Genomic DNA, 15,196 nt, shown 5'->3' with positions numbered 1-15,196 from the left:
ACGAACGATTACAAGCAAAACTAAACGGCCTCAGTCCGATGGAGTTCAGGACGAAGGCCGCTTGATTGATTTTGATTTTTATACTGTCTACTTGACGGGGGGCTGTTCAGCGGCATTCTGCTCCACTCTGTCATTACATTTGTATCGCCATCAGACGGTTGCCGTCGGGGTCTTCGAAAATGACGATGTTATTTTCCAGCACCTCTTTATGTATCACGACACCGGCTTGCTTCAAGAACTGGAGCGTTTGCCGAATATCGTCTGTTTTGAAAAACATCATAGGTTGGGGGCGTGGCTCGGCTCCGCCGTTATTATCCAGCAAAACTTCAGTTCCCTCAAAATGCAGCGTATAAACTGTAGACAGCCGCCCCTCTATGTAATCGTCATTGTAAGGCAGGTCAAACACACGGCTATACCATTCCACCGCTCTTTTCATATCTGAAACATGGATAAAGATCGAGCCTACTCTTTTTTCAAGTCTGCTTCCCTCTTGCGTATTCAACGTTTGAACTTGATTATCCATACTATCCATCGTTTTACCCTCCTTGTGACCTTTAATGACTCTTAGGGCTTTGGGAATAATCATGATCATGAAACCTTCGTTGTGTCATTTTTTATCAATATGATAGTGGACAAAAATAGAGCAACTGCCGCGGCATGCTGCTCCTCTCTCGTTTCCAGAAAAAGTTTTTACACAGGGGTGTACAAACATTCCTCCGTTTCCGTAGTGGTAATGGTCAATGACCAGGCTGCAATCTGACCGTTCCTAAATCCTTGGGAGACGAATAGCCGCCACAAGCCATTTGGAGGCCGCCCGTTAAAGTTGCTAAGTGAAACGGACTGTGATGTAGGCGGAGCCGGGGCCGGCAGGTTGCCAATGAATTGATAATTCGTTGGTTTGTACGTACCTGTGGTGATGGGGTCGTTCTCCGGGAGGAAATTAGCCGCACCATCGTCAAAATTCAAGGTCGTATCGGAAAGGCTATTATCATCTCCCGCATCCGACATAATAAAGGTGTTCACGATCCCGTCTGGACCAACGAGCAAGATGTCAAGCAAAACAGATAAAGGGTAATCGATCTGTTCAAGGGTTACAGTCACCTTCGTAATCGTGCCGGACATGCCGGTAGCAAGAATTGTAGACGGATAAGGCGAGCCTAATCTTGAGGAATCAGAAAGGAGAATAGACGTCGTATTCTGAAAATAATAAGAATTTGTCGTGGTACATGTCCTGCGAAAAGGAACCGGATTGATCGATAAGACGGGGTTTATATTTATCGGTGTTGGATCTACATTGACCGGTGTTGGGTCTACATGAATCGGTGTTGGTGTTACACAGACGGTTGGATTCACGCAAATCGGGATCGTTTTTTTGACGGCACAACAGATCTTCTTCTTTTTTTTACAAACAATCGTTTTACGTTTGCAGCATTTTGGTAAAATTCTTCGTTTACATCCCAACGCACACACCTCCGAGCTCATTCAACTCATCCTACGTTGTATGTCTATCAGAGGCTTGGACTCATATCGATGTCGGTAAGCCCATGTCTTCTGATCAATTAGAAAACGGGTATATGTTTTCTAAATCCAGTTGGTTCCACCATCGGTTTATAATGTTCCTCAATTCTGAGCGTTGCAAAAATGACTTTAAGAAAGTCCTCGTAAAAACCAAATGATTCCGCCCATCCGGATATGTACTCAAACGGCGGGAAACCCGGATTGTTGTCTGAAAGCTCCTTCCGCTGCTTCAACAGTGCACATAGTTACTCATCCACTTGATGAATTCGTTCATCATAATGAGGGGTCGGACGTTCAAATGGCATTCGTCTCATCATGGACCTCCTTTTCATCTTAAGAAAAAACCCGCGAGTTACGCGGGATTCTTCGGCCGTCATATTAATTGCGATATACGACGATTTGATCCGTGTCATACCAGCCTTCGCGCAGCAGAATTTGAAACGATCGGTCAGGATTTTGCTCGCAAAATTGATCTAATGTTGCTAGAAGCTTTTGTATTCCTTCAGGATCGATTTCGAGAATTTTGTTATAATTGATAATCTGTACGGCAGTTACGGCCTCATATTGATGATGCCCTCCAAGCGATTGCAAAAATTCATCCATCAAGCGTTCCCCGCTATAATCGCCAAACTTGTACCGTTCTTTCCAGTCTGGGCTAGCTGCGCCTTCGTCCCTCCAATGGACCATCATTTGCCGCTCCCATATATCCCACTTGTTGCCGTCCGGATCGTATAATTGGAACTGTCGGCCGCACCCTCCTCGATCTTGAATTTGATAGGAAACTTTGACTCCCCGATCAATCAATTGTCGATGCAGCTTGTTGAGTCCATTTACTTCGAACATGACTAACGCCATATTTCGTATACTGCCTGGGGCTTCAAAATTATACGTTTTGCCGGCCTCCAGGGATCGAATAAAGTAAATCTCTTCTCCCGCTTCTGTTACGGGTTGTCCGGATTCGTTTACGGTTAAACCTAAAGTCTCAGTGCACCATTTGTACGATGCCGCTGGATCACTTGCCGGGAAGAATAGAGCTGCCGCTCGAATAAAAACAGAAACTCCTTGCCGAATCGGTTGTGTGACGGTCTTGGGGTTTTGCCATACTTGAAACTTATGACCATGCGGATCTTTAAAACAAAACATGAGTCCTTTATGTTCTACATGTTGCAATGGTTCCAATTCCACGCCTGCATTGGACAGTCGCTCGTAAAGTTCCTCAATGCAATCTGTCTCAAAACGAATGGAAAACATCTCATAGGTTTCACCGGGAATCCATTCGTCCGTTAAAAAAGTATTCTTCAATCCTTTCTTTTCGACTTCGTCCATAAATATACAATATTGCCTAGTACCCGTTCCCGTTCCGGTGAAAGTCTTCTCATACCACGGCCAGACGACGTTTTCCCCATTATTCACCGGCATATACATGCAACCTATTCTCTTGAGCGCAAGCTTCGTTGCCGTTAACTGACTCACTGGAATCATCCTTCTTTCTCGTTATTGTGACTTACAATGATTTAGATGCCACATGATGTCGCAAACCTGACTCGCACAAGAAAAAAATTTATGAATAAGGAGTGAATTTATTTCTTAATCGACGCTCTATATGGGATGCAAGTGCATGTAACGTTTTTTGAGCGGGCTCGCCATCCAGGATACTCTCCAGTTGGTTGTTATAATCCCCGCCAAACCAATCAACAATTTTTAAATAAGCTCCCGCTTTGGCATACTTCATCTCCTCTCGGATGACTTTCCTCACCGGATCCGAGTTGTCCGCCACTTCTCTTAAGGAGTATGCTTGCCCGTCTATCCTTTGTTGTGTGAATGCGTTTTCTTTACAAGTGATATATTCCAGCAGCTCGACAGCGCGTTGCGGGTTATGACTATTGCTGGATAAGCCGAACATTTTGGGAAGAGGCAGTGTGATACGGTGTCCGGGTGAGCTTGGTAAACCTACGACTCCCACATCATTGATTTGATTTTGCGGAATGTCGTATAACCACGTCACCATCATCCCGATCTTCCCTTGATCGAACCATTCTCTCAGCACGGTTTGCGAGCGAGGCGCGATAGCTTGAGTTGTAATCAGATCGTTCACCCAATCGATCGCTCTTGCCGTTTCTACACTGTCCATGTAACCCGAGATCCGAGTTCCATCCTGGGAAACGTAGCTTCCGCCCATCGAGAGTACGATGCCCTCTAGTATATCTAAAGTGAATGCGATTTGGATTGGATATTTTGTTGCATCTGTATGGATATTCCGAAGGTGCTGAGCAATATCAATAAAATCATCCCAACTCCATCCGCTTTCCGGGGGAGCAAAACCTGCCTCTTGAAACCAGTTCTTATTGTAGACAACCCCTATCATATTCGTAAAAGTTGGAATCGCCATCGGTTTTTCATTGAACTTCATAAGATCCGAAAGACCCTCAATGAATGTTTCATCGAAAGGTACACTTAAATAAGGCGTAAGGTCGGCGATGTAGCCATTATTCACAAAATAATCCAAGTCGGAAGGCAGCATGCCAATCAAATCGCATGCATTGCCTATCTCCTTGCGATAATCAACGGTTTCATCAAACTCAAAAATGTTAAGATATTGGATTTCGACTTCCAGACCATTTTGCGTTTCTTCAAATTCACGACAGACTGTTCTTAAAGCCTCTACACTTGGATCCTGCTCCCATCCGTAAAATAAAATTTTCAATTTGTTTTGTTGCATCATACACTCCTCCTTATGAGTTGAGACCGCGGCGTCATAAAAATGGAGAATCCGCTGCGGCATGCTTCCCACTCTTTATTCGTTCTCGTTAATTAATCATCAGTTCCATTAAATCACTCCATATGCATGTAATCTGCAAATGGCTTCAAGCGTAATACGACCACGCCATTCTGATTCAGAAGCTAGCCCTGGAGCTTCCCAAGTTATAGGCCATCCTCCATCAGGCATTTGTTGTTTCACAAGTTCCTCCAAGTGACCGTCGATCTGGCTTTGCGTAAATAATGGCCGACAGATTGCGTTCGGTCTCGGTGCAAAATGAAGAGGTGTCAAACCATATGTATTTACAGGAGCATCCGGAATGAAAAATCTAGCCCGAGGAAGAGCCAGCGCGATTGCATCCACTAGATTCATTGCCTTGGCCCTGTCCGGTATGTACTCTGCTAAAGTAGCAACGCCACAAAGCGCATGCGCTTCAAGGGGAGGATTTTCGATAAGCACTTGATAACAAGCTTCTGTTGCTTGTGAAAGCCATTCATGCTGTGCACCCTGATAATGAAGAAGACCGCAAATAATAACTGTAGAATTAACACCGGGGGTTAGAGAAGAATTGATCCAATGACTTGCCATGGGAGACTCATATGCGGAATCCAGAAAAAAAGGGACAAGACCTTTAACGTCTGAAATCGATTCAAGAAAGTTGCAAATCGAAGTAGCAAGTTCAACGTCGCGATACCCAGCTTCCTCCAATGTTCCAAGGCCAAAAGAAACAAATAGCGGTTGACTTTCCGGACAACGAACATCAGGTTCTAAAGCATGACCCAACCCGCCATCGGGATTTTGATATGCACGTACAACTTGTCCGACAGAAGCGGGAGGTGCCCCTTCGAAGCGAACCTCAAAAAGTCTGCGTTCTAACAATCGGGCGTGTGTAAGCATGAAATTACGTGCCTTCGCCAGGATTTCGTTCATAAATTTTTCCCCTTTCATTTTAGGGACGCTATGTACAGATTTACTAGTTGATAGATAACTTGATTAAAGCATTAAAATCATCTTGCTGGACAGTATTCACAGCAATCTTGTTCACCTTAATCTGTTCGCACGATTCACATTTATGAACGATTTGGTATCCCTTTTTCGAGTTAACCAATAAATCGATAGGTCGCATTAAACCTTTACATTGACTTTTTCTGTCGCCAGGCATCATGTCAACGTGCTTGGAGTATAAACATCTTGGGCAATGGTTACGAAAACTCCCATTCGATAAAGGCTGCATTCTCAGACCGCAAGCCTCACAAATAAATCCCGTATTTTCATCGTTCCTGCTCATATTCCGCCTCCTGATTTTATTTCAAATCAGGTCGGCAGGGTTCCGTTTGTTCTTTCCCTAGGGACTCCAGGCTTGGAATGACCATTGACTCATTCATCGCTATCAAAGCGATTACTTCCGATTCCGACTTCATCAGAAACCATCAGATTTCCGAATCCGAACCTCGACCGGCTTTGTTGATTTGTACCGGCCACTGTGACGCAGGTTTTACCCACTTCCCATCGGTAAGTGTATGTCATTCATCACTGGTATTAGCGTCGTCCCCTGTCTTCAGCAGAATATGAGCCTATCTCGATGGTGTAACATTATTCACTACTCCCTTACAGTACATAACGTCCCTTCCTCATTTTACTATATGATCCAAAACAGTGATAGACAATAACCTGCCGTCTTCCTTGGATTCCTCATAGGTTATCGGCAGCGTCTCTTTAGGGAACGGCACTTCGAATCGATAGGTACCAGCCTTCTCGTCGCTTTTACCTAGTATTTCCCTGCCTTCATAACTCCCTTGGACGCCTGCTTTCGTTAATAGCTCCAGGGTCTCCCCTAACCCGGCACCTTCGTATCGGCTTCGCAAGAAGTTTGTCCACGTCTGCGCATCCCAATCGGGCGCATGAACATTTACATTGCCCCGTCGCATCATCTCAAGCATGTCGACGACCATGCGCCCATCCCCTTCCTGCATGGCTGCGGCTAGAGCCATGTAAGAACGGTCCAGTGTCGGCATGAAATTCGTCTTGTTTTTGGAAACCAGCATCTCAAAAACTTCCTCGATCCGGTGTTCCTTGGTAAACCAGTAGGCTTGAAAATCCAAGGGATTCACTGGGCTGGTTCCCGGGATCAAATATTTCCCGTCATCGGAAACACGGAATACCTGTGTTACACTAAACCGCGTCGGATATTGCAACACAAAGATATGATCGCCATCCCCGCCGATCATGATTTCGACGGAGAGCGGCTCGCGCGGCCGCTCCCCTCCCGGCAGGATCGATGCAAATCCCCTCAAGCTGGAATAGTAAATGCTTCCGTCCTCCGCTGTCTCTCGGATCAAACGGTACATCAGCCGGCTTGTGCGAGTGAATGGCTGCGAGTCGATTAAAGTCGTCGTGCCATTAACGGTACGTACTTCCTCAAGCACCTGCCAATTGACGTCGGCTATGCCGCGCAACTCGCCGGGCTTCCACTCGCCGGATAAGTCTGGAAGCTGCATATCGATGCTATAATTTCCAGGTTGCCATGCGTAAGCCGTATAACGCTGATTCGACGCGTAGAATACATCGGAAAAATTCGTATGATAGGCAATGCCGGCAAGCCGCATTTTATCGCCATAATCAAAAACACCCAAGTGGCGTCCGTTAGCCGCAAAAACACCGGCCATAACCAAGACGGGCACGAGTAAAACGGCAACACAGTTTGTGATTCGGCCATAATGAACTTCGCGGAAGAACAATTGCGGAACCTCTTCGCCGTCCGAACGCAATTTCAATGCCAACCGTTTCATCAGCTCACCGAAAAGCAGCGTTCCGACCACAGCATATACGAGTAGCGGTACGGCGTATCCCAGGGGTTGAGGCAAGGATTTGAACAGGCTGACGATAAGCGTACATAGCATGGCGAGTAATGCAAGCGGCAGCAACATCAGGAAATAACGTCGGAACATGCGCGGCGCCTTGGCCAGGGCATCGTAAAGAGTGAGCTCTTGAAGAACGATGAAATAGGGCGTGAGCGAAAAGAACATTTGAACCACGATCAAGATAAGACCGATCGGAAAAAAGACGGCGGTCAGAAAAAATGTCAACGCGTTCATCATGTATTGGAATATCATCCACACCAGCATATCGCGGAAATATCGCCGTCCGCATGCGATGAGCGGAACGATCTTCCGGCTCTGAACCCATCCTTTGAGCCCGCCCAGGTACATGCCGCGCACAAAACTTTGAAGCACCGCCAATGCCACCGATACCAGGATCGCTGTAACCCCCCATGTCTGCGTCTTGGTTTGCAGCAGCGAATAAGGCGCTTTCAAATCGGATAACGAGGGCATATATAACGGAATCGTTGCGTTAAACCCGCTTGTTTGAATTGCAGCATCGCCAGATATCGTTATCGTCGGTTGTGAATATGGAAAAACGGAAAATCCATAATAAATGCCAAGACCAATTACAGCCGTGATAAGAACTTCAAATGCCAATACCAGAACAGTCAACCGTATGTATGCCATCGATACCTCCTCCTGCATAGCAGTGATTTGAATATCCGCAATTGATTAACTTATTTTACCATATGCATCCCTTTTTTGACCTCAAAAAATAAATATATTCGGCATAACAAAGAAGCCGCGCAGCGCGCGACTCCATCCAAAGTAACAAGAATATATTTGATCCGGACGCCTTATTTGTCCTCTTCAATCGAGCGTACGTCCACCGAGTGCGACTTCACGTCGACAGCCTTCGGGATAATCCCTTTGTCAAAGACGTAGTCCGCGATGCCCTGCCACCTGCTGCGAATCGCGTCGTCCACCGGGTCGACGGGGATCGCGCTTGTTTCCGCTTGCCCGCGGGCCACTTGCTCGGATACTTTTTCTTTGTCCTGAATCAGCTTTACGGTCTGATCGAGATTTTGAGCGAGGAGATTTACTTCTTCGCGCAACCCCTCGAAAACCTCCCGTACGAGTTTCGGATGATCTTTCAGAAATTGGTTTCGCACAACGTAAACAACGTCATTCTGCGAATCGATGTCTGACGCCGAGATCACGAGCTTTGCACCGTACTGCTCCTCCGCGAGCGAGGTAAAAGATCCCCACGTGGCCCAAGCGTCCACTTTCCCGTTGCCGAACGCAGGGCCGGCTTCGTTCGGAGGAAGGTACACAATCTCAACGTCCTTGGATCCTAGCCCTGCCTTGTCCAGCGCCTTATTCAGCAAATACTCGCCTGTACCGCCGCGATTCACGGCTACCTTCTTCCCTTTCAGATCGGACGGACCACGAATGTCCGATTCCGGCTTCGCGACAATCCCCGTATTTTTATAATCGCTTTCCTGCCGGGCAAAAATCGTAAAATCCGACGTACCGCCTACAAGAGCACTGGATGCCGCTGTAATGGAACCGACGGTGATATCAACCGAACCGGCTGTCAAAGCTTCGATCGCGGGTGCCAGTGCAGGGAAATTCCCCGTCTTTTCATACTTTGCACCCGTTGCTTCAATTCGTTTCGCAAGCGGGCCGTCCTTTGGTGCGAGGCTCAACGGATCCGCACCGCGCAAAACCCCAATACGGACGGTAACGTCACTGTTATCGGCGGTGGTCGCTTTGTTGCCGCATGCCGTCAAACTTACGACTAGCGCTAATGAGAGCAGAATCGCCCTAACTTTTTTCATCTGGTCACTTCCTCATCGGGATAAAATGGCTGTTTTATTGAATGCTTTGAGCCCATGTATACACGGCTTCGCGCTCGACCTCCGCGTCTTGGGCGAAGCCATTATCGTAGGTTACCGGTAGATGAGGCAGAATCAGTTCCGCAACGCGGTAAGCTTCCTCAAGCAGCGGGATGCCCGAAAAGATAAATGTCGAGATGCCGGCATCCCGGTATTCCTGGATACGGGCAAGAACGGTCTCGGGACTGCCGACGATGGCCGTACCCGGTCCTGGTCTTACAAGGCTAAGACCTGCCCATAAGTTCGGATAAATTTCAAGCTCCCTTGCATCGCTTGGAATTCGACCGTTGTGTAAGTTAAGCATGCGCTGCTGGCCCACAGAGTCGCTGCCGCGAAGCAAAGCTTGCGCGTGCCCTACCGTGGCTTCGTCCATCGTGGCGAGCAGCCGGTTTGCTTCTTCCCAAGCTTCTTCGTCGGTGTCCCGAACGATGAGGTAGAGCCGAATTCCGTAGCGGAGTTTCCGGCCTTGCTTGGAGGCAATCGCCGAAAGTTCTTTTATCTTCTCCGCCACTTGCGCAGGCGGTTCCCCCCAGCTTAAGTACGTGTCGATATGTTTAGCGGCCGTTTCGTGGGCAGCCTGTGACGAGCCGCCGAACCAAAGCGGCGGGGTTGGCGGTTGCACCGGCTTGGGCTGCAGCGCCTTTCCCTCAGCGGTAATATACTTGCCGTGAAAATTCAAGCTCTCCCCCGCCATGGCCTTTCGCCATACGGTAATCCACTCATCGGTGTATGCATATCGCTCGTCATGATCCAGCGTTGAACCGTATGCTCGCATCTGCGACGTGCTGCCGTTAATGATGTTCAGCAATACGCGACCTTGCGAGAACTCGTCGAACGTCTGGGTCATTTTGGCCGCAAGCACCGGGGAAATCAGCGGCGGATGAACGGCGATCAAGAATCGCATTCGCTCCGTGCTCGTGATGAGTGAAGAACCGAGTATCCAGGTGTCATGCGGCCCCGTAGCGAGTAATGAACCGCTGTACCCCAAATGGTCGACTGCGGATGCGATTTGCCGAAGATACGGGAGGTCGATTTTACGCGCGCCGGCAGGCGTCCATGGATTGCGTCCGTCCGGTGCCGTGAGATACCAGAATACTTCTACTCCATCTTTGCGTGTTGACGTCATGCCGTCGCCTCCCCAAGCGCCGCCGTTGGTGCTAAAACCGCATCCGCAACCTTGATTGGCCGTGGCAAAACGCCTTGACGGGCCAGGAGGTCGGCGACGCGCTGCTGCTCGGAGACAAAATCCTGACCGACCGGCCGAAGCCCCCACGGCCGACGTTTGAGCGCATTTTCCCATATCTCGGCAGAAGGCCAATCAGGCAGGTCGCGGGCAAAATATTCTGCGGCCTCACGCGGGTTCTCCTGTATCCACGCATCCGCACGCTGCAATGCGCTGACCACCGCGTCGAGAATTTCCGGCTTCCCCGTTGCAAAATCGCGGCTGGCGAACCATACTGAACGATGAGAAATGAAGCGGTCAACAGGGACGATAACACGGACGGCGCCATCGCGCTGAAGCGCTGCCAGGTGCGGGTCGTTCCCGACCCATGCTTCGATCTCCCCTGCGATCAGCGCCTTATCCCCGCCTTGTCCAAGGTCGACTCGCTCGACGTCATCGTACGTCAGACCGTGCTGATCAAGCGCGGAGATCAGAAAGCTGGTTTGCCATGAACCTTCCCCGAGAGCGACGCGCTTGCCTTTCAAGTCCGCAACCGAGTTCACGGGCGAGTCGGCGCGAACAACAAGCGCTCCGCTTGCCGGACGCGGTTCCGAAACGGCCACATAAACCAAGTCGATACCGGACGCTTGGCCGGTTAACGGCGGAGTAGCTCCCGTTCCGCCAAAATCGATTTCTCCCGAGGCAAGTCTCTGAGGGGTTCTCGCACCGTCTACATAATCGACCCATGCGACAGTAGCGTCATGCTCCTTCAGAATGCTCTCCAAAATTCCCGTGCGGCGCAGCACGAATAATGAATGATTGTTCGGATGGACACCAATTTTGACGATGTTTTCGTTGTGGGCAATGTTGCTCATTGAGTGGACACTCCTTTATTGTATTGTTGTTCTGCAGCAGTGAGCGGTCCGTGGTGGACCCACTCCCGGACGCTGAAATCGCGGGCAAGAAAGCCGTGTTCCAAAAGGAACTTGCGCTGGTTGTCAAGCGCGACGAGCAAATCTTCATGCAATGCCGGGCGAAGCGAAACATTCTGGTATGCGGTCTCGACAAATTCGGGAGACGCCCCCGTTTCGGCGGCAATAATCCGAGTGAGCTCATCGGGGTGACTGGCCGCCCAATCGGCCGCCCGAAGAAGCGAGGCGAGAACACGCTCGGCTACATCGGGGTGCTCGAGCAGCTCCGCATCGACGGTCACGGCTCGCGGCGCTCCGTTATTCACCCGAACGAGCGGGTCGGGGTGAAAACCGAGGCTCACGACTTCACGGACCTCGGCCGCTCGAGCCGCTTGGAGGCCAGTCGCGCCTTTGACGAAAACCGCATCCACCTCGCGGCGACGGAGCGCATCGATTTCCGTGGCCCAGGAGTCCCCGCTTCCGGAAGGGTCGGCCTCCAGATCGACTTGCTCGACATCGCCCAGCTTGAGTCCGGCAAGCCCGAGCGCGTTGTGGAACCCTCGAAGCGCTTGCGCCGCGCGGAAGTCGATCTCCAGATAGCGGTGGCGCGGGATACCGATACGGCGTCTTCGCAAATCGGCGGGCACGGAAATATTCGATTCGGGAAGCGTAAGAATCGCTTGGTATTCATCGACCCAGACGAGCCCTACCAGCCTTGTATCTCGCCCTGTCGAACGTGCCCATAAAGCCGGGATATTGCCCCCTTCGCGGACAAGGAATGACAAGGAATGGTTGAAGTGGGCGCCATGGAGGGCCGTATTCTTTTCATTCTGGAGTTCAGCAGCAGCAACCCCTACCTTCGCAAGCTCCGTTTGCAGCAGTCCTCGATCAAATGCAACGCTGGATGCTGTCGGCACCGGGCAGCGTGTAATGGATACACGATCAACTGTCGGTTTCACTTTGGACATGGTTCTTCCTCCTTTTTGATTCGGGTCATATACGGATCGCTATCATTGCGCCCTCAACCGGCTGGATCCGCTCGAGCACTAATGAGATATGCCATTGATGTTGCTCCCTTCACAATAAAATGCCGATAACGACCAGGCGCTTTCATTTCGATTTAACTTGGCAACGCATAGACCGGTTGAAACGATTTGAGTTCATTTTTTTCACCGGCTTCCGTTTCCGTTACCGGATCCGCCTCTCCCATGACACGCTTAAGCACCTTATCAACGAGAGCCGCAAATGCCGCATGGCCTCGCTCCCGCGGACGGGCAAACGGAACCGGTATATCCATCGCGATGCGTCCCTGTTCGATTAATACGACCCGGTCCGCCATGGCCACCGCTTCTTCAACGTCATGCGTAATCAGAACGGTTGTAAACTTCTTCTCCTGCCAAAGCGATTCGATAAGACGCTGCATTTCAATGCGGGTTAGCGCGTCCAAGGCGCCTAACGGTTCGTCGAGCAAAAGCAGCCGCGGTTGGCTGGCCAAAGCTCTGGCGAGCGAAACCCTTTGCTTTTGCCCTCCGGAGAGGACGGTAGGCCATTCATTCCTCCGATCAAGAAGTCCGACCTGTCTTAATGCCGTCTCCGCTTCCGCTCCCTTTCCTTTCTTCAGTCCGACGGCCACATTATCGATGACCCGCTTCCACGGCAGAAGCCTGGCGTCTTGGAACATAATGCGCACCTCAGGATGCAGCTCGCGAACCGGCCCATCGTCGATCAGCATTTCACCCGCCGTCGGCAATTCCAGCCCTGCAACCAGACGCAATAGCGTGCTTTTCCCGCAGCCGCTCCGCCCAATGATCGCCACAAACTCCCCCGCCTCGATCTCCAGTTCAATACCGCGCAGCACATGCTGGTTTTCAAAAGCTTTTTTTACTCCCCTTACCTTCAAGTTCACGCCGTAACCGTCAACAGATTTCAAAGCGCATTCCTCCTTAACCGACTCTCGTCGTTGCTTTTTAAATATTTTGATAATTGGGATGCCACCGCAAAAATCTTCTTTCCACGCTTTTGGCCAATGAATCGGCCAGTTTGCCGAATGCGGCATACAGCAGTATCGAAAGCACGACAACGTCCGTTTGCAGAAACTCCCTGGCGTTCATGGCCATGAAGCCGATCCCGGCACTCGCCGCAATCGTCTCCGCTACGATCAGCGTCAACCACATGACGCCAAGCGCATAACGTACGCCCACCAATATGGAAGGCAGCGCGCCGGGCAATACCACTTGCCAGAAGAGCGACGATGAACGCAGTCCGTACACTTTTCCCATTTCCATCAGCCCTTTATCAACCGAGCGAATCCCGTGAAGAGTATTCACATAGACGGGAAACATCACGCCAAGGGCAACCAGGAATACTTTGGCCTCCTCACCGATGCCAAACCAAATCACGACAAGCGGAATCATGGCAAGATGGGGGATGTTGCGAATCATTTGGATCGATGTATCTAGCAGCTTCTCCGCAGTCTGTGACAAACCGTTAATCAATCCGAGCAGAAAGCCGATGCCTCCGCCAATAACAAAACCGATAAACGCCCTTTGAAAACTGATGAACAGATGCTGAAACAACTCTCCCGATCGGATCAGCTTCACTCCTGCCAGCAGGACGTCTGTCGGCACCGGAAGTATTTTGTTCGAAAGAACGCCGTTTTCGGAAAACAATAGCCAACCCAGCAGTATCAGGACCGGCAATAACCATGGAACGAGCTTTTTGGTGACTTGGTCGAATACGTTGATCTTTTTCATCGGACACTCAACTTTCTTTGGATGGTTTGGCCCCGGAAAATAATGAAGGCCCCGATACCGGCAGCGAACTGCGAATATCGAGGCCTCCATTGGAATGGTGGGCGAATTACCATTGAATAGTATTAATTATTCCTATGTGATTACTTGGTATTTATTATATTGAATCCCCTGCCTATTTGCAATAGCTTTTTTCAAAAACTTTTTCAAATACTACGGTTGAGGTTAGTCATGTCCAAGCCCGCTGAACGCTTCGGTCCGATATTGTCCCGGCGTTAACCCCGTCCACTTCTTAAAAGCGCTTTGAAATGCGCTTGGTTCCGAATAATATAGCAAATAAGCGATCTCTCCGACCGAATACTCCCTTTTTCTCAAATAGCCCATGGCCAGTTCCTTGCGTACCCGGATCGAAAGATCCTGATAGGAAGTGTTCTCAACCTTCAATTTATTTTGAAGCGTTCGAGTACTCATTCCGAAAGAATCGGCAGTTTGCTGTAATGTCGGGAAAAAGGACGGGACGCATGTTTTCATCCATCGAACGACTTGATCGGAAAACACGGATTCCTGGGTTAATGCATCCCTTGTTTCTTGTGCTATGGACTCAAATGTTTTCAGCAGTCGCGGGTCCGAGTAAATCACGGAATCGTTCAACACGTCTTTGCTCATCCGCAGAGCATTTTCTTTCTTACCGAAGCTGGGAACTTTCCCAAACACCGACATGTAAGGTTCGGTATCCGTTGGTGCGTCATGGGTAAATACAATTTCTCGCAGCGAAATGCGTTGACTGCTGAGCCTGCCGATCAAATGATACAGCGAACTTGCCATATCCTCTATGCAATGGCGTGACATTCGACCGGGGTGTTGGTGAACCAACCGAATAAGGACGTCATCCCCCTCTACTTCCCATTCCAGATTGAATGCGTTGCACAGAATCACATTATATCTGTGATAAGCGTTTAGTGCGTCGACAATTGTTTTCGAATGCAGCATCACATAACCGAGAATGCCCATATCGGCAAATTCCATGATCTGACCTTGGTGCAAGCCAAAATGATCGTCCTGCGTGTAGTTCGCGGCTGCGTGCATCAACCGCTCCAATTCCTCTTCGGTAATGCGAGCCTCTACATCTTGCAACAGACTACGGTCAAAAGAAGCATAACCGCAAAACTCCTCTATTTCATATCCTTTGTGAACGACTGTTTTCATAATCGGATATACCATGGAGATGGCAATTCCCTGATTTTTCAAATCTCGATTCCCCCTTGCGTGAATCATCAAGATCATTGCGCCGTTGATCATTCATTTATGTTTCGTTTCGTTTTATGCTGGTTACAGTCTTGTTCCAATCTATTATATCGCAAACAGCGATGAAGATCA

At 49.5% G+C, this 15,196-nt stretch carries 14 protein-coding genes and 1 pseudogene; all 15 read right to left on the bottom strand.

The features are described 5' to 3' along the window. Nucleotides 1-133 precede the first annotated feature (133 nt). Nucleotides 134-532: a VOC family protein gene (locus AC0LWM_RS29310; RefSeq protein WP_474678576.1), complete on the bottom strand. Its 399-nt coding sequence runs from the start codon at nt 530-532 to the stop codon at nt 134-136. A 158-nt stretch (nt 533-690) separates the two neighbouring features. Continuing rightward, nucleotides 691-1,482: a hypothetical protein gene (locus tag AC0LWM_RS29305; RefSeq protein WP_474678575.1), complete on the bottom strand. Its 792-nt coding sequence runs from the start codon at nt 1,480-1,482 to the stop codon at nt 691-693. A gap of 83 nt (nt 1,483-1,565) precedes the next feature. Further along, nucleotides 1,566-1,832 (bottom strand): annotated as a pseudogene (locus AC0LWM_RS29300) (hypothetical protein); the annotation flags it as partial. A gap of 64 nt (nt 1,833-1,896) precedes the next feature. Beyond that, nucleotides 1,897-2,943, bottom strand: coding sequence for a VOC family protein (locus tag AC0LWM_RS29295; protein ID WP_474678574.1), 1,047 nt, complete (start codon nt 2,941-2,943; stop codon nt 1,897-1,899). Between the two features lie 136 nt (nt 2,944-3,079). Next, nucleotides 3,080-4,237 carry an extracellular solute-binding protein gene (locus AC0LWM_RS29290; RefSeq protein WP_474678573.1) on the bottom strand — a complete coding sequence of 386 codons (1,158 nt, stop codon included), beginning with the start codon at nt 4,235-4,237 and terminating at the stop codon, nt 3,080-3,082. A gap of 108 nt (nt 4,238-4,345) precedes the next feature. Then, nucleotides 4,346-5,206 carry a hypothetical protein gene (locus AC0LWM_RS29285; RefSeq protein WP_474678572.1) on the bottom strand — a complete coding sequence of 287 codons (861 nt, stop codon included), beginning with the start codon at nt 5,204-5,206 and terminating at the stop codon, nt 4,346-4,348. A gap of 43 nt (nt 5,207-5,249) precedes the next feature. Next, entirely contained in the window at nt 5,250-5,564 is a 315-nt protein-coding gene (locus AC0LWM_RS29280; RefSeq protein WP_474678571.1) for an RNHCP domain-containing protein, read from the bottom strand. A gap of 343 nt (nt 5,565-5,907) precedes the next feature. Then, nucleotides 5,908-7,785, bottom strand: coding sequence for a hypothetical protein (locus tag AC0LWM_RS29275; protein WP_474678570.1), 1,878 nt, complete (start codon nt 7,783-7,785; stop codon nt 5,908-5,910). 170 nt (nt 7,786-7,955) lie between these two features. Then, the gene (locus AC0LWM_RS29270) at nt 7,956-8,939 is read right to left on the bottom strand and encodes an ABC transporter substrate-binding protein (RefSeq protein ID WP_474678569.1); all 984 of its coding nucleotides are present in this window, start codon (nt 8,937-8,939) and stop codon (nt 7,956-7,958) included. A gap of 34 nt (nt 8,940-8,973) precedes the next feature. Continuing rightward, on the bottom strand, nt 8,974-10,122 hold the full coding sequence (locus AC0LWM_RS29265; RefSeq protein ID WP_474678568.1) for an LLM class flavin-dependent oxidoreductase: 1,149 nt from the start codon (nt 10,120-10,122) through the stop codon (nt 8,974-8,976). Further along, nucleotides 10,119-11,033: an aliphatic sulfonate ABC transporter substrate-binding protein gene (locus AC0LWM_RS29260; RefSeq protein WP_474678567.1), complete on the bottom strand. Its 915-nt coding sequence runs from the start codon at nt 11,031-11,033 to the stop codon at nt 10,119-10,121. The genes AC0LWM_RS29265 and AC0LWM_RS29260 overlap by 4 nt, the downstream gene beginning before the upstream one ends. Further along, nucleotides 11,030-12,037 carry an ABC transporter substrate-binding protein gene (locus AC0LWM_RS29255; RefSeq protein WP_474678566.1) on the bottom strand — a complete coding sequence of 336 codons (1,008 nt, stop codon included), beginning with the start codon at nt 12,035-12,037 and terminating at the stop codon, nt 11,030-11,032. Before AC0LWM_RS29255 ends, AC0LWM_RS29260 begins: the two co-directional genes overlap by 4 nt. Before the next feature lie 152 nt (nt 12,038-12,189). Next, a complete protein-coding gene (locus tag AC0LWM_RS29250) occupies nt 12,190-12,999 on the bottom strand; it encodes an ATP-binding cassette domain-containing protein (protein WP_474678565.1) in 810 nt (269 codons plus the stop codon). 37 nt (nt 13,000-13,036) lie between these two features. Further along, nucleotides 13,037-13,822, bottom strand: coding sequence for an aliphatic sulfonate ABC transporter permease SsuC (ssuC, locus tag AC0LWM_RS29245; RefSeq protein WP_474678564.1), 786 nt, complete (start codon nt 13,820-13,822; stop codon nt 13,037-13,039). 222 nt (nt 13,823-14,044) lie between these two features. After that, nucleotides 14,045-15,067 carry an AraC family transcriptional regulator gene (locus tag AC0LWM_RS29240; RefSeq protein WP_474678563.1) on the bottom strand — a complete coding sequence of 341 codons (1,023 nt, stop codon included), beginning with the start codon at nt 15,065-15,067 and terminating at the stop codon, nt 14,045-14,047. Between the last annotated feature and the right edge of the window lie 129 nt (nt 15,068-15,196).

This window comes from Paenibacillus sp. sgz302148, from assembly GCF_056120465.1.
The sequence above is the reverse complement of the archived record's forward strand: the minus strand, read 5'-3'. Positions and strand labels throughout refer to the sequence as shown.

Coding starts and splice junctions, on each gene's coding strand:
- AC0LWM_RS29310 (WP_474678576.1), bottom strand. CDS start 532: ATGGATAGTATGGATAATCAAGTTCAAACGTTGAATACGCAAGAGGGA.
- AC0LWM_RS29305 (WP_474678575.1), bottom strand. CDS start 1,482: ATGAGCTCGGAGGTGTGTGCGTTGGGATGTAAACGAAGAATTTTACCA.
- AC0LWM_RS29295 (WP_474678574.1), bottom strand. CDS start 2,943: ATGTATATGCCGGTGAATAATGGGGAAAACGTCGTCTGGCCGTGGTAT.
- AC0LWM_RS29290 (WP_474678573.1), bottom strand. CDS start 4,237: ATGCAACAAAACAAATTGAAAATTTTATTTTACGGATGGGAGCAGGAT.
- AC0LWM_RS29285 (WP_474678572.1), bottom strand. CDS start 5,206: ATGAACGAAATCCTGGCGAAGGCACGTAATTTCATGCTTACACACGCC.
- AC0LWM_RS29280 (WP_474678571.1), bottom strand. CDS start 5,564: ATGAGCAGGAACGATGAAAATACGGGATTTATTTGTGAGGCTTGCGGT.
- AC0LWM_RS29275 (WP_474678570.1), bottom strand. CDS start 7,785: ATGGCATACATACGGTTGACTGTTCTGGTATTGGCATTTGAAGTTCTT.
- AC0LWM_RS29270 (WP_474678569.1), bottom strand. CDS start 8,939: ATGAAAAAAGTTAGGGCGATTCTGCTCTCATTAGCGCTAGTCGTAAGT.
- AC0LWM_RS29265 (WP_474678568.1), bottom strand. CDS start 10,122: ATGACGTCAACACGCAAAGATGGAGTAGAAGTATTCTGGTATCTCACG.
- AC0LWM_RS29260 (WP_474678567.1), bottom strand. CDS start 11,033: ATGAGCAACATTGCCCACAACGAAAACATCGTCAAAATTGGTGTCCAT.
- AC0LWM_RS29255 (WP_474678566.1), bottom strand. CDS start 12,037: ATGTCCAAAGTGAAACCGACAGTTGATCGTGTATCCATTACACGCTGC.
- ssuC (WP_474678564.1), bottom strand. CDS start 13,822: ATGAAAAAGATCAACGTATTCGACCAAGTCACCAAAAAGCTCGTTCCA.